This is a genomic window from Streptomyces sp. NPDC057682, from assembly GCF_042799575.1.
Lineage (GTDB): Bacteria > Actinomycetota > Actinomycetes > Streptomycetales > Streptomycetaceae > Streptomyces.
Genome location: NZ_JBHVIN010000003.1, coordinates 418229 through 444390, shown reverse-complemented (window position 1 = coordinate 444390; position 26162 = coordinate 418229). Strand labels below are relative to the sequence as shown.

Below are 26162 nucleotides of genomic sequence, written 5' to 3'. Positions count from 1 at the left end.
GCTCAGGGGCGGCTGGTGAGATAGCCGCCCATCGAGGTGAAGTACTCCGTCGCCGCCAGCTCCCTGCCGTCGTCGGTGCGCACCCGGGTGACTGACAGACCGCGGTTGCGGCCGGTGCGCGCGTCGGCGCCCGCGACGATCACGACGCCCTCGCCCTCGCGGTAGAAGATGCGGCCGGGCGTGCCCCCGTACCGCCCCTCGGAGACATCGGCGGCGAGGATTTCGAGGCGCCGGCCCCGGTGGAAGGCGTAGGCGCTGGGGTACGGCTCGGACTGGGCGCGCACCAGGCGCTCCAGGTCCTCGGCGGGCCAGGTCCAGTCGACGCGGATGTCCTCGTCGGACCGCTTGTGGAAGAAGCTCGCCTGCGAGCGGTCCTGGCGGGTGAACTCGGTCTGCCCGGAGGCGATGAGGGCGAGCGCGCCGGTGGTGACCGGGGCGATGAGGTCGACGGTCCGGTGGAACAGGTCGGTCGCGGTGTCCTTGGGGCCGACCGGCACCGCCTCCTGCCGGACGATGTCGCCGGCGTCGAGTTCGTCGTTCATCATGTGCGCGGTGACGCCCACTTCGCTCTCACCGTTGATCAGCGCCCAGATCAGCGGCGAGAAACCGGCGTACTTCGGCAGCAGCGAGTCGTGGATGTTCAGCGTGCCGTGCCGGGGGAGGGCGAAGACGCGCGGCGGGATCCAGGTCCGCCAGTTGTTGGCCACGATGATGTCGGGATCGGCCGCGCGCAGGCGCTCGTACAGTTCGTCGTCGTCCGGGCGGTTGCGGATCAGCACGGGGACGCCGTGCTCCTCGGCGAGGTCGGCGACCGAGTCGCTCCAGATCTTCTCGTACGCGTGCTCGCTCCTGGGGTGCGTCACGACCAGCACCACGTCGTGCTCGGAATCCAGCAGGGCGCGCAGGGTGCGGTGCCCCCAGGTCTGATAACCGAACATGACGACCCGCATGGGGTTCCTCCTCAGCATGGGAACGGTGCGAGGCAAGTAAAGCAAGGCTTACCTTATCGCGCAACGAGCCCGCGTGGGCGCGTAGTTGTGGGGCTGTTCGCGGGCTTCTGGCTGAAACTGCTGTCCGGATCTGACCTATCGACACCGCTGCGTGATTAACTTAGCCTTACCTAAGTTCAGCGGGCCGGTCCTTCGGCGTGCCCGTCCTTCGTACTGTCTCCGCACCTGGCGCGCGGCGGCTTTCCCGCACGATGGGAGTGATATGTCACAGGTTCGTCCTGCCGACGCACCACCGGTCCACGACCTCATCGGAATCGGCTTCGGGCCGTCCAACGTGGCCATGGCGATCGCGGTCAGCGAGCACAACGCAGCAGGCGCGGGGGAGCCGCTGAGCGCGCTGTTCTTCGAACGCCAGCCGAGCTTCGGCTGGCACCGCGGCATGCTCATCGACGACGCGACGATGCAGGTGTCCTTCCTCAAGGACCTGGTGACGCTCCGGAACCCCTCCAGCGGGTTCAGCTTCCTCTGCTACCTCCAGAGCAAGGGACGGCTGATTGACTTCATCAACCACAAGAACCTCTTCCCGCTCCGGGTCGAGTTCCACGACTACTTCGAGTGGGCCGCGGCGCAGGTCGGCGACATGGTCGCCTACGACCACGAGGTCGTCGCCGTCACCCCCGTCCTCGTCGAGGGCGTCGTGGAATACCTGGACGTCACGGTCCGCTCCGGCCGGGGCCTCGCCGTCCACCGCGCCCGCGACCTCGTCGTCGGCACCGGGCTGCGCCCCCTCCTGCCGGACAACGTCGAACGCGGCGACCGCATCTGGCACAACTCCGAACTGCTCGCCCGCATCAACGAGCTGGACGGCACCTCGCCCCGGCGTCTCGTGGTGGTCGGGGCCGGCCAGAGCGCCGCGGAGAACGTGGCCTATCTGCACCGCCGCTTCCCCGAGGCCGAGGTCTGCGCGGTCTTCTCGCGCTACGGCTACAGCCCCGCCGACGACAGCAGCTTCGCGAACAAGATATTCGACCCCGGCGCGGTCGACGAGTTCTACGCCGCCCCCGAGGGCGTCAAGCGCCGGCTGATGGACTATCACGGCAACACCAACTACTCGGTGGTGGACATCGATCTGATCGACGACCTCTACCGGCAGATGTACCAGGAGAAGGTGCTCGGCGCCGAGCGGCTGCGCTTCCTCAACGTCTCGCGGCTGGAGGAGGCCAAGGAGACGTCCGACCGCGTCCTGGCCACGGTCCGTTCCCTCGTCACGGGCGAGGAGACCCAGCTGGAGGCCGACCTCGTCGTCTTCGCGACCGGCTACAGCCCCGCCGACCCGCTCGCCCTGCTCGGCGACGTCGCCGGCCGCTGCCTCCGCGACGAGGAGGGCCGGGTCCGGGTCGAACGCGACTACCGCGTCTCCACCGACGACACCGTGCGCTGCGGCATCTACCTCCAGGGCGGCACCGAGCACACGCACGGCATCACCTCCGCGCTGCTGTCCAACACCGCGGTGCGCGTGGGCGAGATCCTCGACTCGATGCTCGCCCGGAACGCCGCGCCCGCCCCGCGCTGATCCGCACCGCACACCCGTGACCAGAGGGATGACGTACGCCGACATGAGCACCACCGCAGTGGAGCGCCCCACCCCCCGGGGTCCTGCCGGGGCCCGCCGGAAACGGGTCGCGGGACTGGGCGCGCTGGTGGTGCTCCTCGTCCTCGCGTCCGCCGTCTCCCTGGCGGTGGGCGCGCGGGCGCTGAGCCCCGCCGAGGTCTGGCACGGGCTGTTCGCCGCGCCCGAGCCGGACCAGCGGCTCACCGAGATCCGGCTCATCGTCCACACCGTACGGCTGCCGCGGACCGTGCTCGCCGTGGTGGCGGGCCTCGCGCTCGGCGTCGGCGGAGCGCTGATCCAGGGCTACACGCGCAATCCGATCGCGGACACCGGCCTGCTGGGGGTGAACGCCGGCGCCTCGTTCGCCGTGGTGTCGGCGATCGCCGCGTTCGGGCTGACCGACCCGTTCCAGTACGTGTGGTTCGCCTTCGCGGGCGCGGCCGTCTCCGGGGTCGTCGTCTTCGGCCTGGCCAGTATCGGCCGGGGGGCGGGCAATCCGCTGACGCTCGCCCTGGCGGGCCAGGGCATCACCGTGTTCCTGGCGGCGCTGACGACCGCCGTGGCGCTGTCGGACCAGAAGTCGCTCAACGCGCTGCGGTTCTGGAACGCCGGTTCGGTCGCGGGCGTCGGATTCGACGTCATCGGCCCGGTGGCGGTCTTCGTCGCCCTCGGTCTGGTCGCCGCCCTGTTCGTCCTGCCCTCCCTCAATCTGCTGAACCTCGGGGACGACGTGGCGCGGGGGCTGGGCGTGGACATCGCCCGGAGCCGTACGGCCGGGATCGTCGCCGTCACGCTGCTGGCGGGCGCGGCGACGGCGGCGTGCGGACCGATCGCCTTCCTCGGGCTGATGGTGGCTCATGTGGCCCGGTACCTCACCGGTCCCGACTACCGCTGGCTCGTCCCGTACGCGGGTCTGCTCGGCGCGGTCGTCCTGCTGGTCTGCGACATCGTGGGCCGGGTGGTGGTGCGGCCGGGCGAACTGGACTCCGGTGTCGTCGTGGCGCTGCTGGGAGCCCCGTTCTTCGCGGGCCTGGTGTGGCGCGGAAAGTTCAGGAGCGCATGAACGTGACAGAGGTGCGGCGCCCGGCCCTGGCGCGGGGTGTCCGATGGGGCGGGATGTCGGTCGTCCTGCGGCCCCGGGTCGCCCTGGTCACCCTGACCCTGGCGGCGGCCGCCTTCCTGGTGTTCTGCCTGTCCATCGCCGTCGGAGACTTCGCGATCGCGCTGCCCCGGGTGATCGCCACGATCCTCGGCGGGGGCGAACGGGTCGACGAATTCGTGATCATGGACCTGCGGATGCCGCGCGCCCTGGCCGGGACCGTCGTGGGGATCGCCCTCGGGGTGTCCGGGGCGATCACCCAGTCCGTCGCCCGCAATCCGCTGGCCAGCCCGGACGTCCTCGGGATCACCGGCGGCGCGGGCATGGTCGCGGTGTTCCTGGTGACCGTGTCGGGCGGGGCCTCGGCGGCCGTCGCCGGCACGCTGGGACTGTCGCTCGCGGCCCTCGCCGGAGGGCTCGGGGCCGGACTGCTGGTGTACTTCCTGGCCTGGCGGCGCGGGGTGGACGGCTTCCGGCTGATCCTCATCGGGATCTCGGTGAGCGCGATGACCGAGGCCGTCACGACCTGGCTGCTGGTCGGCGCCGACATCAGGGACGTGGCCCGCGCCCAGGCCTGGCTGGTCGGTTCGCTGGACAACCGCTCCTGGGACGACGTGCGGACGGCGCTGTGGTGTTCGCTCGTGCTGCTGGTGGTCGTGGCCTGCGCGGTCTTCCCGTTCAAGCCCATGCATCTGGGCGACGACGTGGCGGCCGGTCTCGGCGTGCGCCACACCCGGGTCCGGGCCGTCCTGCTGCTGTGCGCCGTGCTGCTCGCCGCCGTCGCGGTGAGCGCGGCGGGTCCGGTGCCCTTCGTCGCCCTCGTGGCGCCGCAGGTGGCGATGCGTCTGGCGCGCTGCCCCACACCGCCGTTGGTGGCCTCCGGGCTCTTCGGCGCCGTGCTGCTCACCGGCGCCGACCTGATCGCCCGCGCCGTGCTTCCCGCCTCCCTGCCCGTGGGGGTCGTGACCGCGGTGATCGGCGGACCGTTCCTGGTGTACCTGCTGATACGGGCGAACCTGCGGCAGGGCGCCGCGTGACCGACGAGCCGGACCACCCCGACGAAGGAGCAGCCGTGGCCGTTCACCCCACCCTGACCACCCCCGAGGCCCCGCCCGCGGGGCCCGGACCCGCGCGGCTGGCCGCCCGGGGCGTCACCGTCGGGTACGGGGGCCGGACCGTCATCGACGGCCTGGACGTGGAGATTCCCCCCGGTGTCATCACGACGATCATCGGGCCCAACGGCTGCGGGAAGTCGACCCTGTTGCGCACCCTGAGCCGGCTGCTGAAACCGGCCTCCGGCACCGTGGTGCTGGACGGGGACGACATCGCCCGGCTCAGGACCCGGGACGTGGCCAGGAAGCTCGGCCTGCTGCCGCAGGCACCGGTCGCGCCCGAGGGGCTGACGGTCGGCGACCTGGTGGCGCGCGGCCGCCATCCGCACCAGAGCTGGCTGCGGCAGTGGTCCTCCGACGACGCCGACGTGGTGGCCGACGCGCTGGCGATGACCGGGGTCTCCGAACTCGCCGACCGCCCGGTCGACTCGCTGTCCGGGGGGCAGCGCCAGCGGGTCTGGATATCGATGACCCTGGCCCAGGGCACCGATCTGCTCCTGCTCGACGAGCCGACCACGTACCTCGACCTGGCGCACGCCGTCGACGTGCTCGATCTCGTGGACGATCTGCACGAGTCCGGCCGCACCGTGGTCATGGTCCTCCACGACCTCAATCTCGCGACGCGGTACAGCGACAACCTCGTCGTGATGCGCGGGGGCGAGATCCTGGCCCAGGGCCATCCGCGCGAGGTGATCACGGCCGAACTGCTGGACGAGGCCTTCGGCCTGCGCGCCCGGGTGATCGACGATCCGGTGGGCGACCGCCCGCTGATCGTGCCCATAGGACGCACCCACGTCCCGCTCAACCAGGGCGCGGACCAAGGAAGTAGAGGAATTTAGGCTAGGCTACCCTCACCTAGCCGAGGTAAGGTTTGGCTGCCCTTATTCAAGGGCTCAGTGGACAGCGCGAAAGCAAGGGAATCCGGATGCTCCTCCATAGAACGACGCCCATGAAGCCCTGGCGGCGACTGGCGGCCACCCTGTCGGCGGCGGCCCTCGGCGTCGGCCTCCTGGCGGGCTGCGGATTCGACACGAAGGACGACGCGGACAAGGCGGCGGACAAGGCGCCGGCCGCCGCGGGCGCCTTCCCGGTGACCGTGGAGCACGCGTTCGGGTCCACCGAGATCACCAAGGCCCCGGAGCGGGTCGTCTCGGTCGGCTACACCGACGACCAGGCGATCCTCGCCCTCGGCATCAAGCCGGTCGGCATGGTCGACCAGTACCCCAACCCCGAGGGCACGACCCCGGACATCAACACCCAGTGGCCCTGGGTGAAGGACAAGTGGGGCGACGCCCGTCCCGAGGTCATCATGAAGAACGGTGACACGGGCCCCAACTACGAGAAGATCGCCTCCCTCCGGCCCGATCTGATCATCGCGGTCTACTCGGAGATCGATCGGGCCGCCTACGACAAGCTCTCGAAGATCGCTCCGACCGTCGGCCGCACCAAGGCGGAGAAGGAACCCTTCAGCGCCCCGTGGCAGGACAACGCGGTGCACATCGCCAAGGCCCTCGGCAAGGAGAAGGAGGGCAAGGACCTGGTCGCCGGCATCCAGACGAAGCTGGACGCCGCCGCGAAGGCCCACCCCGAGTTCGCGAAGCAGACCGCCGTCCCGCTCTCCTGGTACGACAACTCGGTCGCGCCGTTCACCACCACCGACGTCCGGGGCCGCCTGGTCACCGGCATCGGCTACCAGGGCGCCACGGAGATCGACAAGATCGCCGGCGGGAAGTTCTACACCAAGCTCTCGCCCGAACGCATGGACCTCGTCGACGTCGACCGCATCTTCGTCATCAACGACAAGGCCGACACGGAAGCCCTCAAGAAGTCGCCGCTCTTCGCCAACCTCAAGGCGGTCAAGGAGGGCCGGGTCTCCTACCTCCTGGACAGCGAGGGTCCGGCCGTCGGCGCCGCGATGTCCCAGGGCACGCTGCTGTCACTGCCGTACGCCATCGACGAGCTCGTGAAGTCGGCCGCCCAGTGACCTCCTTCGCACGGCACACCCCGGACCCCGGGTGAGCGCCGCCGGAACGCGCGCCGTCCCGGCCGCCCTCGCCACGGCGTCCGGCCGGGAGGCCGCCCGGTGGGTAGCGGAGCACTGCCGCGCGATGCCGTGGCTGACGGCGGCCACCGTGGGCACCACCGTGGCCGGGGCGGCGCTCCAGGTCCTCCCGGTGCTGCTGCTCGGCCAGGTGGTCGACGGTGTCACCGGGGGCGAACCCCGGTCCCTGCTGGTCAGGATCGGCGTACTGATGGCGGCCGCCGCGCTGTTCGGCGCGGCGGCCACCGCGGCGTCGACCTATCTCATCGGACGGCTCGGCGCGGATCTCCTCGCCCGGCTCCGGGAGCGCGCCGTGCGCGCGGTCCTCGCGATGCCGAGCGCCCGGATCGAGCAGGTGGGGCGGGGGGACGTCCTCTCCCGGGTCGGCGACGACGTCGCCGTGCTGTCCCGGGGCATCCGCTCCGCCGTCCCCACCGTGTTCACCGCCGGGGTGCTGGTGGCCATCGCCACCCTGGGCATGTTCGGCCTCGACTGGCGGCTCGGACTGGCCGGGGCCGGTGCGCTGCCCGCGTACGCGTTCGCCCTGCGCTGGTACCTGCCCCGCTCCGCGCCGCTCTACCGCCGGCAACGGGCCGCCCAGGCCGACCGGGCCCAGGCCCTGATCAGCGGACTCGACGGGATCGACACGGTCCGCGCCTACCGGCTGGAGGGCGCGTTCCGGGAGAAGGTCACCGAGGAGTCCTGGCGGGTGCGCAATCTCGGCGTCGACGTCTTCCGGTTCTTCGGGCGGTTCGTCGGCCGGGAGAACCGCGCCGAGTTCATCGGTCTGGTGCTGATCCTGCTGGTCGGGTACGCCCTGCTGGAAGGCGGATCGGCCACGCTCGGCGAGGTGGCCGCCGCCCCGCTGATGTTCCACCGGCTGTTCACCCCGCTCGGCGCCATCATGTTCACCTTCGACGAGGCGCAGAAGTCCGGCGCCAGTCTGACCCGGCTGGTCGGCGTCGTGGGGGAGGACGCCCAGGAGCGGCTGGTGGGGGACGGCGGGGCCGACGCGCCGGAGACCGTCGCCCACCCCGTGTCGGTGGAGAAGCTGACCTTCGGCTACCCCGGCTCCGAGGAGCCGGTCCTGCGGGACGTCAGTCTGACGATCCCGGCCGGGAGTTCGCTCGCGCTGGTGGGGGCGACCGGGGCCGGCAAGTCCACCCTGGCCGCGCTGATCGCGGGGATCGGGACACCGTGGAGCGGTGCCGTGCGCATCGGGCCCCACGATCTGGCGGATCTCGACGAGGCGGGCGCGCGGGCGCTGGTGAGCATCCTGACCCAGGAGACGCACGTCTTCTCCGGGCCGCTCGCCGACGATCTGCGGCTGGCCGCGCCGGGGGCGACCGACGCCGAACTCGCCGACGCGCTGCGGACCGTGGGCGCGGCCTCCTGGGTGGAGGAACTGCCCGAGGGGACAAGCACCGCGGTCGGTGAGGGCGGTGAGCGGCTGGACGGCACCAAGGTGGCGCGGATCGCGCTGGCCCGGCTGGTGCTGGGGCGGGCCCCGGTCGTCGTGCTCGACGAGTCGACCGCCGAGGCGGGCAGCGAGGGCGCGGCCGAACTGGAACGCGCGGTGCTGGCCGCCTGCGCGGGCCGCACCACCCTGTTCGTGGCGCACCGCCTGACCCAGGCGATGGCCGCGGACCGGATCGCCGTCCTGGACGCCGGACGGGTGGTGGAGCAGGGCACACACGGCGAACTGGTGGCCCTGGGCGGCCGGTACGCGCGCCTGTGGCAGGCCTGGCGAGAAGGTAGTTAGGTAAGCCTTAGTTAGGCTAGGCTAAGTCGCAAATCTCGGATGGGAAGCGGAGTCTCTCGATGATGGAACCGGTCGCTCGTCTCGTACGGCTCTCCGACCACCGGCTGGCGGGCCTGCGCCGCCGGACCGGGGAGCACACGGACCGGGCCCTGACCGAGGCCTGCGCCATCGCCCTGGCCCACTGGGCGACCGGCCGCGGCCCCGAGGGCATCGACCTCACCCCCGCCACCCTGTTCGCCGACGTCGTCGGCTGGGCCGGCAACGGCGGCCGGGCGCCCGCCGGTTGGGAGGCCGACCCGGAGGCCCGGACCGTCGCCGTCCCGGAGGGGGTCGACCTGTCCGAGGCGCAGCGCGCCCTCGACGACCTCGCGGACTTCCCCGACCGGCCGCTCGGCACCGTCGGCCCCTCCGGACACGCCGAACGCCTCGCCGCGCTCGCCGCGTGGAACGACACCGACGCCGACCGCGAACGGCCCACCCTCGTCGAGATGTTCCGCGACCGGGCCCGGGAGCGGCCCGACGCCGTCGCGATCGTCGACGAGCACCGGACCCTCACGTACCGTCAGGCCGCGGAGAGATCGGCACAGCTGGCCCACGCGCTGCGCGACCGCGGACTGACGGCCGAACAGGTGGTGGGCATCTCCCTGGACCGCTCCGCCGACATGGTCGTCGCCCTGCTCGGTGTGCTCCAGGCCGGCTGCGCCTTCGTCCCGCTCGACCCGCGGTGGCCGGCCGCCCGCCGGGCCGTCGTCGTCGAGGACGCCCGCGTCGTGCTCCAGGTCAACGGCTCCGGCGGCCACGACCCGGACGAACCGCCGGCCCTCGCCGTCGACCTCGGGGACTGGGGCTTCACCGACCGCCCCACCGAGGCACCCGCCGTCACGATCCCAGGCCCCGCCCTCGCGTACGTCATCTTCACCTCCGGATCCACCGGCCGCCCCAAGGGCGCGATGATCCGTCACGAGGCCATCAGCGAACGCCTGCTGTGGCAGGTGAACGAGATCCTGGGCTTCGGGCACGACGACGCCTCGCTGTTCAAGGCGCCGCTCTCGTTCGACATCTCCATCAACGAGATCTTCCTCCCGCTGGTGAGCGGCGGCCGGGTGGTCGTCCTGCGCCCCGACGGCGAACGCGACCCGCACCACCTCCTCGGCGTCATCGCCGCGCAACGCGTCACCTTCACCTATCTCGTCTCCTCCATGCTGGACGTCCTGCTGGAGATCGCCGGCGACTCCGGCCGGCTGGACAGCCTGCGGCACGTGTGGTGCGGGGGAGAGGTGCTGACCCCCGAACTGTACGAGCGCTTCCGCACCCGCCTGGACATCCCGATGTACCACGGCTACGGCCCCGCCGAGACGACGATCGGGGTCTCCCACGTCATCTACCGGGGCGCCGCCGAACGCCTGTCGACCTCGATCGGCCGGGCCAACCCCAACACCCGGCTCTACGTCCTCGACGACGAACTGCGCCCCGTCCCCACCGGAGTCGGCGGCGAACTCTACGTCGGCGGCTTCCTCCTGGGCCGCGGCTACGTCAACGCACCCGCGCTGACCGCCTCCCGCTTCGTCGCCAACCCCTTCGCCACCGACGGATCACGCCTCTACCGGACCGGCGACCTCGCCCGCTACGCCCCCGACGGCACGCTCGACTTCCTCGGCCGCGCCGACAACCAGGTCAAGATCCGCGGCATGCGCCTGGAGCTGGAGGACGTCGAGGCGGGCCTCGCCGAACACCCCGGCGTACGGCACAGCTGCGTCGTCGCCCGGAAGAACACCGCGGGCGGCAGCTACCTCGTCGGCTACGTGATCCCCGCCGCCGGACACGAGGACCTGGCCGCCGACGACGTCAAGGCCTGGGCCGAGGACCACATGGTCGCCTACATGGTCCCCGCCCATCTGGTCGTCCTCACCGCGTTCCCCCTCACGGCCAACGGCAAGACCGACCGCGCGGCCCTGCCCGACCCCGTCGTCACGACCGGCCCGGTCCTCGCCCCCGCCACCGAGAACGAACGGCTCGTCTGCGCCGCCGTCGCCACCGTGCTCCGCCTCGACGAGGTCGGTACGGACCAGGACTTCTTCCGGCTCGGCGGCGACAGCATCCTGGCGATCTCCCTGCTCAGCGCCCTGCGCGAGGCGGGCCTCCATGTGACGGCACGGCAGATCTTCACCCACGGCGTCGTCGGCGCGCTCGCCGCCGTGGCGAGCCGCGAGGAACCGGCCGCCGCGTCCGACGACGTGGCGACCGGCGCCGTCACCGGCTCGCCCGTCGTGCGCTGGCTCGGCACCACCACCGACGCCGTCGACGGCTTCGTGCAGTCGGTCGTCCTGAACACCCCGGCCGGGCTGACCGACGACGCCCTCGACACGCTCCTCACCGCGCTGGTGCGCCGCCACGCCGTGCTCCGCGCCCGGCTGGTGCGCGGCGACCACTGGGGGTTCGAGATACCGGGGGCGGACGAGGCCGTCGCCGGCTGGGAGAGCAGCGACCTGCCCCTCGACGCCTGCGTCGACCTCGCCACCCGCGCGCTCGCCCCCGACCGGGGCGTGATGCTGCGCGCCGTCCGGCGGCCCGGGGACCGGCAGCTGGTGATCGTCGTCCACCACACCGTCGTCGACGGAGTGTCCTGGCGGATCCTCATGGACGACCTGACCACCGGATGGCGTCGGTACACCGCCGGTGAACCCGTGGACGACACCGCGGCCGGAACCTCGTTCCGGCGCTGGACCGAACTGCTGGAACACACCGCCTTCGACGCCGACCGCGCCCACTGGGACCGCCCGCTGCCCGGCCCCGACCGGCCGCTCGGCCGGCGCGCCCTCACCGCGTCCGACACCGTCGCCCGCGAACGCGCCCGCACGCTCACCCTCGACCCCGCCACCACCGCCGCGCTGCTCGGCGACGTCCCCGCCCGCTTCCACGCCGGCGTCAACGACGTCCTGCTCACGGCCCTGGCCGTGGCCCTGGCCCGGTGGCGCCGCGACCTCGGCCAGGACCAGACCTTCGCCCACATCGAACTGGAGGGCCACGGCCGCGAAGGGCGCTTCGTCACCGGCCCCGAACCCGACCTCTCGCGCACCGTGGGCTGGTTCACCACCCTGTTCCCGGTGACCGTCGACCCCGGCACCGCCGCCGACCTCACCGCGCCCGGCTACCTCACCGCCGCCCTCAAGGCCGTCAAGGACGCACTGGCCCGGGTCCCCTCCAACGGACTCTCCTACGGCGTGCTGCGCCATCTCCACGACACCCCGTTCGACGCCCCCGCCCCGCAGGTCCTCTTCAACTACCTCGGCCGCTTCGACTCCGGCACCGCCGGGGACTGGCAGCTCGCCACCGCCACCGGACAGCTCGGCGAGAAGCGCGACCCCGGGATGCGCCTGCCGCGCGCCCTGGAGTTCAACCTCATCGCCGAACCGGCCGGCGACGGCGGCGACGGATACGCCCTCGTCACCACGATCACCTGGCCCGACGGCGTCTTCACCGACGACGACATCACCACGATCGCCGGCCATCTGCGTACGGCCCTGACGGGCATCGCCGCCCTCGAAGACGGCGGCCACTCGCCCGGTGACTTCCCGGCGCTCCCGCTCACCCAGCAGGACGTCGACGCGCTCGACGGCCCCGCCCTGCGCGACATCCTGCCGCTGACCCCGCTTCAGGAGGGTCTGTACTTCCACTCCGTCTACGACGACGACTCAGCCGGCAGCTACGTCGAACAGCAACTGCTCACCCTGGAGGGGGAGGTGGACGCCGACCGGCTCGCGACGGCCGCCACCCGGCTCCTCGCGCTCTACCCGAACCTCGCCGCACGGTTCGTCGCCCTGGCCGACGGCCGCGTCGTCTCCGTCCTGGAGAGCGGCGTCGAGGCGCCCTTCACCGTGCTGGAGCGCCCCGGCATCACCGACGCCGAGATCGCCGCCCTCGCCGAGGCGGACCGCCGCGCCGGATTCGACCTGGCCACCGGGCCGCTGATGCGCTGCACCCTGGTCCGCGGCGGCCCCGGCCGCACCGTGCTCGTGCAGACCGTGCACCACATCGTCGCCGACGGCTGGTCGGTCCCGCCGATGCTGCGCACCCTGCTGGCCGAGTACCACCGGCCGGGCGGCGAGTACCGCACCGGCGGCTTCGCCGACTACGTGCACGCGCTCGCCGCCCACGACGACGCGGCGGCCGACCGCGTCTGGGACGAGGAACTGGCCGGCCTGCCCGGCCCCTCGCTCGTGGCCGAGGGGCACACCCCCTCCGACCGCTTCGCCGACTGCGTCCGAGTCCCGGACGCCGACATCGACGCGGTCGTCCGCGCGGCCGGAGTGCCCCTGAGCGTCGCCGTGCACAGCGCCTGGGCCGTGACGCTCGGCTCCCTGCTGCACGCCCGGGACGTCGTCCTCGGCTCCACCGTCTCCGGCCGCGACGCCGATGTCCCGGGCATCGCGGACATGGTCGGCCTGTTCATCAACACCATCCCGGTCCGGGCCCGGTGGACCGCCACCACGACCGCCGCGGACCTCCTCGCCGCCGTGCGCGCGCACCAGAGCGCCGTCCTGCCCCACCAGCACGTCTCGCCCGCGGCCCTCGGCCGCCGCACCGGCGCCCGCTTCGACACCCTGGTGGTGTTCGACGTCGCCACGGACATCGAGGCCCTGCGCAGCCCCGGCGACACGCTCGCGATCACCCGGATCGTCAACGAGGGCGCCCCGCACTACCCGTTGACCCTCGTCGTGGAACGCGACCCCGGGGGTGGGCCCCGCTTCAACCTCATCCACGACGGCGCGCTCCTGCGCACCGAGGGCGCCGCCGCGCTCCTCGACCGCTTCCTGCGCACCCTCACCGCACTGCTCACCCGGCCGGACACCCCGGTCGCGGAGATCGCGGCCGAGGACGTCCGCCGCCCCGAGCCGTTCGCCCCGACCACCCTGGACGCGCTGTTCGACGCCGCCGCACGCCGCGCCCCGGCGGCCGTCGCCGTCACCCAGTGCGCCCTGGAGGGCTCCACCCGCTCCCTCACCTACGGCGAACTCGCGACGGCCAAGGACGCGTTGGCGGACACCCTGCGCGCGGCCGGCGTCGCGCCGGGGACCCGCGTCGCCGTCGCCGTGGACCGCTCCCTCGACCAGGTCGTCGCCCTCCTCGCCGTCGTCTCGGCCGGCGGCGCGTACGTACCGCTCGACCTGGCCTACCCCGACGAACGGCTGGCGTACGTCCTTGAGGACGCCGCCCCCGAGGCCGTCCTGGTCGACCGCGCGCAGCGCGAGCGCTTCACCCGCCTCCTGGAGAGGGCCGGTTCCCCGGCCCGGGTCCTCGTGCCGGGAGAGGAAGGACAGGCCGTCGCGACCCCCGCTCCGGCCGCCGCACGGCCCGGACCCGGGGACCCGGCGTACATCATCTACACCTCGGGCTCCACCGGCCGCCCCAAGGGTGTCGCCGTCCCGCACTCCGCCGTGGTGGCGCTCCTCGCGCACACCCGCCCGGCGATGGGCTTCGGCCCGGACGACGTCTGGGTCCAGTTCCACTCGTACTCCTTCGACTTCGCGGTCTGGGAGCTGTGGGGCGCGCTCGTCCACGGCAGCGAACTGCTGGTGCCGGACTACGCCCTGACGCGCTCTCCGGTGGACTTCCACCGGCTGGTCCGCGAGCGTGGCGTGACTGTGCTCAACCAGACCCCCTCGGCGTTCTACCGGTTCATCGAGGCCGACCGGCACGCGGCCGAGCCCGTCACCTCGCTGCGCCGGATCGTCTTCGGCGGCGAGGCCCTGGACCCGGCGCGGCTGCGCGGCTGGACCGAGCGGTACGGCACGGCCCGGCCTGAACTCGTCAACATGTACGGCATCACGGAGACCACCGTCCACGTCACCCACCGGGTGCTCGGTGACGACGACCTCATCGCCGACGTCAGCCCCATCGGGGGACCCGTCCCCGGCCTGACGACCCATCTGCTGGACGAACGGCTGCGGCCCGTCCCGCCCGGCCGGGTGGGCGCGATCTATGTCGCGGGCGACCAGGTGGCGCTGGGCTATCTGGGGCGGACCGGGCTGACCGCGGGCCGCTTCGTCGCCGACCCGTTCGCCGCCGACGGCTCCCGGATGTACCACACGGGCGATCTGGCGCGCCGCACCCTGGACGGCGAGCTGGAGTTCGCCGGACGCGCCGACGACCAGGTGCAGCTCAAGGGCTTCCGGATCGAACTCGGCGAGGTCGAGTCCGCGATCAGGGCGCTCGACGGCGTCACCGACGCGGCCGTCACCGTGGCGGACGAGGGCGACCACCTCGTCGCGCACATCGTCGGCCGGGTCCCGGACGGCCTCACCGCCCTGCTGGCCGCCACGCTGCCCGCGCACATGGTGCCCGGCCGCACGCGCGGGGTCGACGCGCTGCCGCTGACCGTCAACGGCAAGCTGGACCGCAGGGCACTGGCCGAGGCCGCCGCCCGCGACGAGGCCCCGGCCGCCGCGGGCCCCGGCACGCCCGCCGCCCCGGACGGCGCCGCGCTCGACGCCCTGACGGCGGTCTTCGCCGCCGGGCTGCCGGACGCCGACGTGGACGCCGACACCGACTTCTTCGCGGCCGGCGGCGACAGCATCCTCGCCATCACCGTGATCAACCGGGCCCGCGCCCTCGGCCTGGCCATCGCGCCCCGGGACGTCTTCCTCCACAAGACCCCGCGCGCGCTCGCCGCCCATCTGGCGGCGCGGACACCGGGGCCCGCCCCCGCCGCCCGGGAACGCCGCGCGGACGGACCGGTCGTCCCGACCCCGGTCGTGCTGCGCCGGCGCGAACTCGGCGGCTCCCTGGCCCGGTTCGCCCAGGCCCGCGCGCTGACCGTCCCCGAGGGCGTCGCGCTCGCGGACATCGAGCGCGCCGTGACCGCGGTCGTGGCCGCCCATCCGATGCTCCGGCTCGTCCTGGACGTCCGCCACGGCGTCTGGTCGCTGCGGACCGAGGCCCCCCGCCCGGTCTCCGTCGCGCGGCCGGGCACGGACGACGGCACGCCCACGGACACGGGCGGGACGACCGTCACCGCCGTCGCGAACGAGGCCGCCGGGCGGCTCGATCCGGAGCGCGGTGAGACCGTCGCGTTCTCCTGGATCGCCGCGAGCCGGACCCTGGTCGTCACCGCGCACCACCTCGCCGTGGACGCGGTCTCCTGGCTGATCCTCCTGGACGACCTGGACACCGCCCTGCACGGGGAGCCGCTCGCGCCGCCCACCACGTCCTACGCCGAGTACGCCGAGGCGCTGGCCACCCGGGCCGCGACGGCGGGCGGGGACCCGGCCCCGTGGACGACGGTGCTCGCCGCGCCCCCGCTGCTGCCCGCCGTGACCGGGCTGCGCGAGACCACCGTGGTTCTCGACCCGGAGACCAGCGACCGCGTGACGCGCACCGCGCCGGCCGCGCTGGGCCTCGGCCCGACCGAACTGCTCTGCGGCGCTCTGCGCACCGCCCTGACCCGCATCCAGCCCACCCCCACCGATCTCGCCATCGACCTGGAGCGGCACGGCCGGGTCCCCGTCGCGGACCACCACGACTACAGCCGCACGGTCGGCTGGTTCACCGCGATCGCCCCCGTCCGGCTCACCGCGCACACCGACCCGGTCGAGGCCGCCCGCGAACTGGCCGCCCGCCAGCCCGACGAGGACGGCCACCTCGCGTACGGCGGACTGCGCTACCTGAACCCGCAGACGGCCCCGCTGCTGACCGCCCGCCCGCAGGTGCTCTTCAACTACCTGGGACGGGGCGGCGAGTCCCGGGCGCCCGCGATCGCCGGCGCGGACGAGGGCGCGCCGTACGCCGTCGAGGTCAACGCCTGGACCGACGACACCACCGGACGGCTGCACGCCACCTTCCTGCTGGCCGACACCCTCCCCGGCGACCCGGCCGCGCACTGGCGGTCCGCGCTGGAGCAGATCGCGGACGCCGCCGCCACGGCCGAGCGCACCGCGCCGGTCGGCCCGCTCCAGCGCGGCCTGTACTTCCAGGCCCAGCTGGCGGACGCGGACACCGCCGGACACTACGTGGCCCAGAGCCGCTTCGCCTTCGACCGGCGCCTGGACCCCGACGCCCTCGCCGAGGCCATGGCGGCCGTGATCGCCCGGCACCCCGGCGTCGGCGCCGGATTCACCACCGACGACGACGGCGACCCCGTACAGCTCCTCCGGGCGGGGCGGCGCGTTCCCGTGCACGTCGTCGAGGTGGCCGGCCAGGCCGAGGCGGACGCCCTGTGCGCCGAGGACCGCGCCACCGGGTTCGACGCCGCGCGCCCGCCCCTGGTCCGGCTCACCGTGCTGCGGCTGCCCGGCGGGTGCGACTCCCTGCTGCTGAGCTACCACCTGCTCCTGTGGGACGGCTGGTCGCGGGAGATCCTGCTGCGCGACCTCTTCGAGGCCTACCGCCGCGTCCTGGCGGGCGAACCGCTCGACACGGCCCCGGCCCGGCCCGCCTTCGAGGACCACGTCCGGGAACTCGCCGGCCGCGACCCGTCCGGCGCCGAACGCTTCTGGGCCGCGCACCTCGCCCCGCTCACCGGGCCCACCCTGCTCGCCGGGACCCGGCCCGTCCTCACCGACACCCTGCCCGTCCCGCTCGTCCGCACCCTGTCCGCCGAACTCTCCGACCGGCTGCGCACCGCCGCCAGGACCCACGGCGTCACCCTGAACACGGTGCTGACCGGCGCGTTCGGCCTGCTGCTCGGCGCGCACACCGGGCGCGCCGACGCGGTGTTCGGAGTGACCGTCTCCGGACGCGACGGCGAGGGCCTCTCCGACATCGTCGGCGTCCTCCTCAACACCGTGCCGATGTGGACCCGCGCCCGGCCCGACACCACCGTCCGGCAGTACCTGACGGACATCCAGGAGAGCCGGACCGCGGCGATGGAGCACGAGCACCTGGGGCTCGGCGAGATCCAGCGGGCCGCCGGGCACGACACCCTGTTCGACAACCTGTTCGTGCTCCAGAACTTCCTGGACCTCGACGCGCTCGCCGCGATGAACACCCGCCACGGCATCACCTCCGTACGGGCCGACGACTCGACGCACTACCCCTTCACCTGGGTCGTCACCCCCGGCGAACAGCTCACCGTCAAGCTGGAGCACCGCGAGGACGACCCGGAACGGGCCCGGGACCTGCTCGACGGCTATCTGCGCGTCCTGGAGGACCTGGCGTCCGCCACCGGACCGCTCGGCGCCCTGCCCGCACTCGGCACGACCGCGGCGCCCGCCGAGGCCACGGACATCGGCACGGACACCGTCGTCGACCGCTTCGACACGGCCGCCGACCGGGACCCGGAGCGGACCGCCCTGGTCGCCCACGGCGCGACCCTCACCTTCGGCGGACTCCGCGACCGCAGCCGGGCCCTCGCGGGCGTGCTCGCCGCCCGCGGCATCGGACCCGAGCGGACCGTCGCCCTCGCCGTCCCGCGCTCCCTCGACTCCCTGGTGGCGCTCTTCGCGGTCCTGCGGACCGGCGCCGCCTACGTGCCCCTCGAACTCGACCACCCGGACGAGCGGATCGCCGCGATCCTCGACGAGGCCCGCCCCGACACGATCCTCACGGTGAGCGCGGTCGCCCCCCGGCTGACCGGCGACCTCATCGAACTGGACCGCCCGCTGCCGCCCGCCGAGCCGCTGCGCACCTTCGACCCCGACGACCCGGACCGGCTGCGCCACCCCGCGTACACGATTTTCACCTCTGGCTCGACGGGCCGGCCGAAGGGGGTCGTGACCGAGTACGCCGGACTCACCAACATGCTGATCAACCATCAGCGGCGGATCTTCGAACCGGTCCTGGCCGAGCACGGCCACCGCACCTTCCGCATCGCGCACACCGTGTCGTTCGCCTTCGACATGTCCTGGGAGGAACTGCTCTGGCTGGCCGACGGCCACGAGGTGCACATCTGCGACGAGGAACTGCGCCGCGACGCGCCCCGGCTGGTCGCCTACTGCCGCGAGCACGGCATCGACGTCGTCAACGTCACCCCGACCTACGCCGGCCAGCTGGTCGCGGAGGGACTGCTCGACGACCCGGAGCGGCGGCCCGCCCTGGTGCTGCTGGGCGGCGAGGCCGTCACCCCCTCCCTCTGGCAGCGGCTCGCCACCACACGGGGCACGGTCGGCTACAACCTCTACGGGCCGACCGAGTACACCATCAACACCCTCGGCGTCGGCACCTTCGAGTGCCCCGACCCGGTTGTCGGCGTACCGATCGACAACACGGAGGTGTACGTGCTCGATCCGTGGCTGCGTCCGCTGCCGGACGGGGCCCCGGGCGAGCTGTACGTGTCGGGCGTGGGCATCGCCCGCGGCTACCTCGGACAGCCGGGGCTCACGGCCGAACGGTTCGTCGCCTGCCCGTTCGCCGCGCCCGGCACCCGCATGTACCGCACCGGCGACCTGGTCGTCCGGCGCCCCGACGGCAATCTGAGCTATCTGGGCCGCACCGACCAGCAGGTCAAGATCCGGGGCCACCGGGTGGAGCCCGGCGAGGTGGAGGCCGCGTTCGCCGCGCACCCGGCGGTCCGCTTCGCCGCCGCCGTCGCCCAGCCCGACCCCACGACCGAGGGGACGTACCTGCTCGCCGCCTATCTGGTGCTCGACGGCGCGGAACTGGCCGACGTGGCGCACGAGGTGGGCGCCTCGCTCCCCGACTTCCTGCGCCCCACCCACTACGCGGAGGTCGACCGGATCCCGCTGACCGTCAACGGCAAGGCCGACACCAAGGCGCTCCCGCCCGCCCGGCCCCTGGGCGTCCTGACCGGCACCGCCGACCGGGCGCCGCGCCCCGGCACCGAGACCGAGGTCTGCGCGTTCTTCGGCGAGGCGCTGGACCTGGACGACGACGAGGTCGGCGCGGTCAGCGACTTCGTCGCCCTCGGCGGACACTCCATGGTCGCGGTCCGGCTGGTCGGGCTGCTGCGCCGGGAGTACGGTCCGGTGATCACGATCCGCGAACTGCTCACCCTGCGAACCCCCGAAGCGATTGCCGGTCACCTCGATGCACACTCCTGAGAAGCGGCGGACCGCCCCGGGCGCCGCCATCCTGCGGACCGCGCTGCGCCGCAACATCGGCGCCATGGCCCGGGGCACCGTCCTGATGGGGCTCTACCAGGCGGGCGAGACGGCGTTCCCCATCGCCCTCGGCCTGATCGTCGAGCACACCCTGCGCGAGCGGAGCGCCGGTTCGCTGGGGCTCGCGATCGGGGCGCTGGCCGTCATCATCACGACGGTGTCGCTGTCCTGGCGGTTCGGCATGCGGGTGCTCCAGAAGGCCAACACGACCGAGGCGCACCGCTGGCGGGTCGAGGTCGCCTCCTGCGGACTGCAGCCCGTGGGCCGGGACGGCGGTCTGAAGTCCGGCGAGGTGCTGACCATCGCCACCGAGGACGCGGACTCGACCGCCGACATCATCGAGGTGGTGCCGCTGCTGATCAGCTCCCTGGTCGCGGTGCTCGTGGCAGCGGTCGCGCTGGGACTCGCGCATCCCGTCCTCGGCCTGCTGGTGATCGTGGGGACCGTCGTCATCCTGTCGATCCTCAGCGTGATGTCCCGCCGGATCGGCGCGAGCACCCAGGAACAGCAGGCCCGGGTCGCCCGCGCCGGAGCCAAGGTCGCCGACCTCATCACCGGTCTGCGCCCGCTGCACGGCTTCGGCGGCAACCACGCCGCGTACGTCTCGTACCGCGAGGTCAGTACGGAGGCCAAGCGGCAGGCGATCACCGTCGCCCGGGTCAACGGGGCCTACGCGGGCGTCGCCCTCGCCCTCAACGCGGCCCTGGCCGCCGCCGTGACGCTGACGGCCGGCCGGCTGGCCTTCGAGGGGCGGATCACCATCGGGGAGCTCGTCATGGCCGTGGGCCTCGCGCAGTTCATCATGGACCCGCTGAAGATGTTCTCGGAGATGCCCAAGTACGTGATGATGGCCCGCGCTTCCGCCGAACGGATGGCCCTGGTGCTGGGCGCACCGCCGCTCGCCGCACCGGAGCGGCCCGGTCCGCCGCCCGGCGGGGACCTGGAACTCCACGGGGTCCGCCACGGGGAGCTGAGCGGACTGGAACTGCGGGTCGCGGACGGCGAGTTCGTGGCGATCACCGCCTACCGGCCCCGCGCGGCCGCCGATCTCGTCGCGGTGCTGGCCCTGAACGTGCCCCCCGCGGCCTACGAGGGTCAGGTGCGCCTCGGCGGGGTGCCGCTCGCGGAGCTGTCGGTCGAGGCGGTCCGCGGGCACCTGCTGGTGAACCCGTACGACGCGGAGATCTTCGCGGGAACCCTGCGCAGCAACATCGACCCCTCGGGCACCGCGCGGAACGTGGCGGAGGCCGTGGAGGCGTCGATGCTCACCGATGTGGTGGCCCTGCACCGCGAGGGGCTGGACCACGCCGTGCGCGACCGGGGCGCCAACCTCTCCGGGGGCCAGCGCCAGCGCCTCTCGCTGGCCCGCGCGCTCGCCGCCGACGCCGAGATCCTGGTGCTGCACGATCCGACCACCGCGGTGGACGCGGTCACCGAGCAGCTCATCGCGCGCAATCTGGCGACGCTGCGCCGGGGCCGCACCACCGTCGTGCTCACCAGCAGCCCGGCGGTGCTGGACGCCGCCGACCGGGTGCTCGTCCTGGACGACGGCGTCGTCGCGGCCGAGGACACCCACCGCAACCTCCTGGCCCGCGACGAGGCGTACTGCCGGGCGGTCGCCCGCTGAACCGTGGCCGGGGTGCCGGACGGCTCCCCGGCCACGGTTCAGCGGGGCCCGGTTCAGCCGAGGGCCCAGGCGACGTCCCGGAGCAGGGCGTGCCGCCAGCCCGCGCGGTCGTGACCGGACGGGGACCGGGAGACGCGGACGGTGGCGCCCGCCTCCTCGGTCAGCGCCTCCACCGGTGCGCAGTGCGGCAGCATCCGTTCCTCGTGCTCGCCCACGTCGAAGGCGATCCGCAGCCCCGACAGAGCGGGGAGCTCCCGCAGCCGCGCGGCGAGCGCGCCCCCCACCGGCCCGCCGAGCGGATCGGCCAGGTCCATGACCCCGGGCCCCCACCAGAAGGACCCCGACTGGCAGGCGACGCGCGAGACGAGGCCGGGGAACTCCAGCGCCGCGTACAGCGCCGAGAGCCCGCCCAGGCTCTGTCCGGCCACCACCATCCGGCCGGTGTCCGCGACCACGCCCGATCCGGCGACCAGCGGCAGCAGTTCGTCGCGGACGGCCTCCCACAGCGCGGGCCGGCAGGTGAATTCGGCCACCCGGTCCTTTGCGGGCAGGAAGACGAGCGTGACGGGCGGCACCGCCCCCTCCTCGGCCGCCGCGTCGAACGCGGTCATGGCCGGATGGAGATGGAGCCAGTCGTCCCCGTCGAGCAGCAGCACCACCGGCCCGCCCCCGGCCACCGGATGGACGCGCACGGTGCGCCGCCCGCCCAGCCGGGCGCTGTTCCAGCGCAGCCGGGTGAGCGGCACGGGCAGGACGTCGTCGGCGCCCAGGAGCGGCCAGTGGGGCGCGGGCGGGGTGTCCGGGGTCGCGGTGAGCGAACGGTCCGGGCCGGCCCCGACCGGGTTGAACGGGTCGGCGTACGCGTCGCCGTCCACGAGGAACCAGTAGGTGGACCAGAGCCGTCGGGGCCGGTCCACCTCCGTGTACCAGCAGTCCGTTCGGCCCCAGCGGCGCAGCGGCAGCGGCTCGGACACGCCCTCGAAGCAGAGGGCCGCGGGCGCCGGGCCGCGCCACAGGAACAGGGCGGTCCAGCCGTCGTCGGACGGGGCGTACGCGGGCGTGCGCGCCGCCGCCCAGAAGGCGTCCGAGCCCGGGACGCCGGGCAGGCCGAACGCGGCGAAGGGGGAGTCCGCTGCGGCGGTCACGGCCTGAGCCGTTCGGTTTCCGGGGGCATCGCTGTCTCCTTGTGGAAGGGAAAGAGAAAGAGCTAAGCTCCTCTCAATTAAGGGGAGCCTAACCTAAGTTTGACCTCCCTGTCCGTATCGAGGAGGCGCATCCGCATGAGCACCAATCCCTTCGACGATCCCGACGGCCGGTTCCTGGTCCTGGTCAACGACGAGGGCCAGCACTCGCTGTGGCCGTCCTTCGCGCAGGTGCCGGGCGGCTGGACGGTCGCCTTCCCGGAGAACACCCGCGCGGCCTGTGTGGAGTACGTCGAGGCCAACTGGACGGATCTGCGGCCCCGTTCGCTCGTGACGCCCGCGGAGCGCTGACCTTGAGCCTCGCCCCGGCCCTCGCCCCGCCCCCCGTCGTGCGGTCCGCCGGGCCGCACGACGCCGCCCGACTCGCGGCGCTGTCACGGCCGTTCGTGCGCACCGGGGCCCTGCGCGAGCGCCCGGTCTCCCTGTACGCGGCGCGCGCCGCCGACTTCCTGGTGGTGCGCGGGCCGGGCGGGGGTTTCGACGGCTGTGTCGGCCTGCGGGTGTACCCGGCCGCCGCCGACGGCGCCGAGGGGAGTGCGGGTGTCCTGTACAACTTCTGCGTCGCCGCCGGGCGGCAGGGGGGCGGCCTGGGCGGCGCGCTGCTGCGCTCCGTCCTGGACCGGGCGCGCTCCCGGTCGCTGACCGCCCTGTTCACCGCCACGACCGGGGACGGCCGGCTGTTCGGCCGGTACGGATTCATCTCCGCCGAACCGGACCGGGCGCCGCGTGCCTGGGTGCGCGAGCTGGACCCCCGGCGCGGCGCCCGGATTCTCCGACGGGCCCTCTGAACAAGGGTGTTACGCGGTGAGGGCGGGGGAGGGGGCGGCGCTGCCGGGGACCACGGTGGTGCCGTGGCCCTCCTCGTCCGCGACGGCCCGCGACAGCGCGTGCTCCACCCGGCCGTCGACCACCCTGGCCCGGCCGACCCCGCCGCGCACCGCCCTCAGGCAGCCCTCCATCTTCGGCAGCATTCCGCTCGCCAGTCCGGGCAGCATCCCGGCCAGCGCGTCCGCCGTCAGTCGCCCGATCACCTCGGTGCTGTGCGGCCAGTCCGCGTACAGGCCCGGGACGTCGGTCAGCACGACCAGCCGTTCGGCCCGCAGTGCCACGGCCAGCGCCGAGGCGGCGAGATCGGCGTTGACGTTGTAGACCCGCCCGTCCTCGCCCCGGGCCACGGGGGAGACCACGGGGATGTGGCCCCGGTCCAGCAGCCCCCGCACCATGCCGGGGCTGACGTCCACGACATCCCCGACGAGCCCGATGTCCACGGGCCGGCCGTCCGGCCCGGCCGTGCGCCGCACGGCCGTCATGGTGTGCGCGTCCTCGCCCGTCAGCCCGACGGCGAACGGACCGTGGGCGTTGATCTCCCCGACCAGCTCCCGCTGGATGCGCCCGGACAGCACCATGCGGACCACGTCCATCGTCTCCCGGGTGGTCACCCGCAGCCCCGCCTCGAACCGTGACTCCAGCCCGAGGCGCTCCAGCATCGCGCTGATCTGCGGGCCGCCACCGTGCACGACGACCGGGCGCAGCCCGCCGCGCCACAGCTCCACGACGTCCCGGGCGAACTGCCGTTGCAGACTCGCGTCGACCATCGCGTGGCCGCCGAACTTGACGACGATCACACGGTGGTGCGCACCGGCCGGTTCCATGGTCCACTCCCTCGGTTCGATAGGTTAGCTGAGCCTAACCTAAGTTCTTAGGGGGTGAGATGGATCCGGCCACGTCAAACCCACGTCAGGGAGCGGCCGTTACGGATCAGGGGAACGTCAACGGAACACCCACCGGCCCCACGGCGGATCTAGCGTCGCAAGCGAGCGTCCGGCCGACCGGGCCGGCGCGACGCCCCACGAGGAGAGCCATGAACGACCACCCGCACGCCGAGGACCCCGACCCGCTGCGAACCGGCCGGACCGGAGCGCTGTACGTTCCGGTCCGGCACGGACACCCGGCCGACCGCGTCCGCCTGTTCCGCACCCCGCTGGGCGCGCGCACCGCCGTCGCCTTCACCAGCGCACCGCGCCTCACCCGGACCCTGGGCCGGCGGCAGGACTGGACCCGGCTCTCCGAGGCGGCCCTCCGCTCCCTCCTCGCACCGCTCGACGGCATCGGCCTCGTCGTCGACCCGCCCCTCGCGGCCCCCGCCCCCGCCGGGACACCGGCCGGCCGCCCGGCCCGGGGCCCCCACGGCGCCGCTCCCGTCCGGGTCCCCGCCGCCCCGCCCCTCGTGCCCGCCCCGACCGCCTGACCCGCCGAGGAGCCCGCCATGACCCCAGAACCCACGGGGACCGCCACGGCGACCCGTACCCGCCCCCCGGCCGGACTCTCCGTCTGGCCCGCCTCCGCCCGCGTCACCGCCCACGGGGACGTCGCCGTCGCCGGGGTGTCGCTCGCCCGCACCGCCGAACGCTTCGGCACCCCCCTCTACCTCCTCGACGAGGACGAGGTGCGCCGCCGCTGCCGCGCCTACCGCGAGGCCTTCCCCGGCGCCGAGGTGGCCTACGCCGCGAAGGCCTTCCTGTGCCGCGCCCTCGTGCACTGGATACGCGACGAGGGGCTCGGCCTCGACGTCTGCTCCGCCGGAGAGCTGGAACTCGCCGTCACCGCCGGCTTCCCGCCCGACCGCGTCCTGCTGCACGGCAACGCCAAGACCCCCGAGGACCTGGCCACCGCCCTGCGCCTGCGCGTCGGCCGCATCGTCATCGACAGCGCGGGGGAGATCGCCCGTCTCGCCGCACTCGTCCCGCACGGCGACCGGCAGAAGGTGCTCCTCCGCGTCGTCCCCGGCGTCGAGGCCGGCGGGCACGCGGCCGTCCGCACCGGAACGGACGGCCAGAAGTTCGGCCTCTCCCTCACCGACGGCAGCGCCCTGCACGCCGTCTCCCGCGTCCTCGGCCAGACCCGGCTCCACCTGACCGGACTGCACTGCCACATCGGCTCGCAGATCCCCGGCACCGCGCCCTACCTCACCGCACTGCGCCGGGCCGTCGGCGCCCTGGCCCTGATCCGGGACCGGCACGGGATTGTCCTGACCGAACTCGACATGGGCGGCGGCCACGCCGTCGCCCACCGCCCCGGCGAACCCGCCCAGGACATCAGGGACCTCGGCGCCCTGATGCGTGCCGCGCTGTCCGAGGAGTGCGCCGCCGCCGGACTGCCCGTCCCCCGGCTCACCGTCGAACCGGGCCGCGCCCTGGTCGGCCCCGCGGGCGTCGCCGTCTACCGCGTCCTCGCCGTCAAGCGGAGCGGCCCACGCGTCTTCGTGGCCGTGGACGGCGGGATGAGCGACAACCCCCGCCCGGCGCTGTACGGGGTGCGCTACGCGCCCCGGCTCATAGGCCGCCGCTCCACCGCCGGCCCGTGCGCGGTGACCGTCGTCGGACGGCACTGCGAGGCGGGCGACGTCCTGGCCGCCGACGCGGAACTGCCGGCGGACGTGCGCCCCGGGGACCTGATCGCCGTACCGGTGGCGGGGGCCTACCAGCTGTCCATGGCCTCCACGTACAACGCCGTGGGCCGCCCGCCCGTCGTCGCCGTCCGCGACGGCCGGGCCCGGCTGCTGGTGCGCCGGGAGTCCCTGGCCGATCTGACCAGCCGCGACATAGGACTCTGAGGGCCGCGGCCCGGGGCCGCCGAACGGTCCCGGGCGGCGGTTCCTCTCCGTTTGCGGAGGCGTGGACCTCGGGTTTGAGTGGAGACGACC

15 protein-coding genes are annotated in these 26162 nt (G+C 73.7%); 12 read left to right on the top strand and 3 right to left on the bottom strand.

The window, feature by feature from the left end; all coding sequences use genetic code 11:
• Positions 1 to 2: 2 nt before the first annotated feature.
• Positions 3 to 950 (bottom strand): methionyl-tRNA formyltransferase, encoded by a 948-nt coding sequence (locus tag ACFVDM_RS07140; protein ID WP_383634289.1) that lies wholly within the window; start codon positions 948 to 950, stop codon positions 3 to 5.
• Between the two features lie 262 nt (positions 951 to 1212).
• Here ACFVDM_RS07140 and ACFVDM_RS07135 point away from each other — a divergent pair, with 262 nt between their 5' ends.
• The 8 genes from ACFVDM_RS07135 to ACFVDM_RS07100 all read left to right on the top strand — a co-directional run bounded on the left by ACFVDM_RS07135 (position 1213) and on the right by ACFVDM_RS07100 (position 21257).
• Positions 1213 to 2523: a lysine N(6)-hydroxylase/L-ornithine N(5)-oxygenase family protein gene (locus ACFVDM_RS07135; protein ID WP_383634287.1), complete on the top strand. Its 1311-nt coding sequence runs from the start codon at positions 1213 to 1215 to the stop codon at positions 2521 to 2523.
• A 43-nt stretch (positions 2524 to 2566) separates the two neighbouring features.
• Positions 2567 to 3625 (top strand): FecCD family ABC transporter permease, encoded by a 1059-nt coding sequence (locus tag ACFVDM_RS07130; RefSeq protein ID WP_383634285.1) that lies wholly within the window; start codon positions 2567 to 2569, stop codon positions 3623 to 3625.
• Positions 3622 to 4698, top strand: coding sequence for a FecCD family ABC transporter permease (locus tag ACFVDM_RS07125; protein WP_383634283.1), 1077 nt, complete (start codon positions 3622 to 3624; stop codon positions 4696 to 4698). The genes ACFVDM_RS07130 and ACFVDM_RS07125 overlap by 4 nt, the downstream gene beginning before the upstream one ends.
• A gap of 35 nt (positions 4699 to 4733) precedes the next feature.
• A complete protein-coding gene (locus ACFVDM_RS07120) occupies positions 4734 to 5612 on the top strand; it encodes an ABC transporter ATP-binding protein (RefSeq protein ID WP_383634281.1) in 879 nt (292 codons plus the stop codon).
• 86 nt (positions 5613 to 5698) lie between these two features.
• Complete coding sequence (locus ACFVDM_RS07115) at positions 5699 to 6757, top strand: iron-siderophore ABC transporter substrate-binding protein (RefSeq protein ID WP_383634279.1); 1059 nt, start codon at positions 5699 to 5701, stop codon at positions 6755 to 6757.
• Between the two features lie 31 nt (positions 6758 to 6788).
• A complete protein-coding gene (locus tag ACFVDM_RS07110; RefSeq protein WP_383634277.1) occupies positions 6789 to 8576 on the top strand; it encodes an ABC transporter ATP-binding protein in 1788 nt (595 codons plus the stop codon).
• Between the two features lie 59 nt (positions 8577 to 8635).
• Entirely contained in the window at positions 8636 to 19570 is a 10935-nt protein-coding gene (locus tag ACFVDM_RS07105; protein ID WP_383634275.1) for an amino acid adenylation domain-containing protein, read from the top strand.
• On the top strand, positions 19557 to 21257 hold the full coding sequence (locus ACFVDM_RS07100) for an ABC transporter ATP-binding protein (protein ID WP_383634273.1): 1701 nt from the start codon (positions 19557 to 19559) through the stop codon (positions 21255 to 21257). Before ACFVDM_RS07105 ends, ACFVDM_RS07100 begins: the two co-directional genes overlap by 14 nt.
• Before the next feature lie 53 nt (positions 21258 to 21310).
• On the opposite strand, the gene ACFVDM_RS07095 is transcribed toward ACFVDM_RS07100, so the two are convergent.
• Entirely contained in the window at positions 21311 to 22402 is a 1092-nt protein-coding gene (locus tag ACFVDM_RS07095) for an alpha/beta hydrolase-fold protein (protein ID WP_383634271.1), read from the bottom strand.
• Positions 22403 to 22537: 135 nt separating this feature from the next.
• Here ACFVDM_RS07095 and ACFVDM_RS07090 point away from each other — a divergent pair, with 135 nt between their 5' ends.
• Both ACFVDM_RS07090 and ACFVDM_RS07085 read left to right on the top strand, forming a co-directional pair.
• Positions 22538 to 22750: an MbtH family protein gene (locus ACFVDM_RS07090; RefSeq protein ID WP_383634269.1), complete on the top strand. Its 213-nt coding sequence runs from the start codon at positions 22538 to 22540 to the stop codon at positions 22748 to 22750.
• A 2-nt stretch (positions 22751 to 22752) separates the two neighbouring features.
• Positions 22753 to 23247, top strand: coding sequence for a GNAT family N-acetyltransferase (locus ACFVDM_RS07085; protein ID WP_383634267.1), 495 nt, complete (start codon positions 22753 to 22755; stop codon positions 23245 to 23247).
• A 9-nt stretch (positions 23248 to 23256) separates the two neighbouring features.
• Here the strand turns inward: ACFVDM_RS07085 and argB are convergent, their stop codons facing one another.
• Positions 23257 to 24111 (bottom strand): acetylglutamate kinase, encoded by an 855-nt coding sequence (gene argB, locus ACFVDM_RS07080; RefSeq protein ID WP_383634265.1) that lies wholly within the window; start codon positions 24109 to 24111, stop codon positions 23257 to 23259.
• A gap of 209 nt (positions 24112 to 24320) precedes the next feature.
• Here argB and ACFVDM_RS07075 point away from each other — a divergent pair, with 209 nt between their 5' ends.
• Positions 24321 to 24707: an SAV_915 family protein gene (locus tag ACFVDM_RS07075; protein WP_383634263.1), complete on the top strand. Its 387-nt coding sequence runs from the start codon at positions 24321 to 24323 to the stop codon at positions 24705 to 24707.
• 18 nt (positions 24708 to 24725) lie between these two features.
• Complete coding sequence (gene lysA, locus ACFVDM_RS07070; RefSeq protein ID WP_383634261.1) at positions 24726 to 26072, top strand: diaminopimelate decarboxylase; 1347 nt, start codon at positions 24726 to 24728, stop codon at positions 26070 to 26072.
• Positions 26073 to 26162 lie beyond the last annotated feature (90 nt).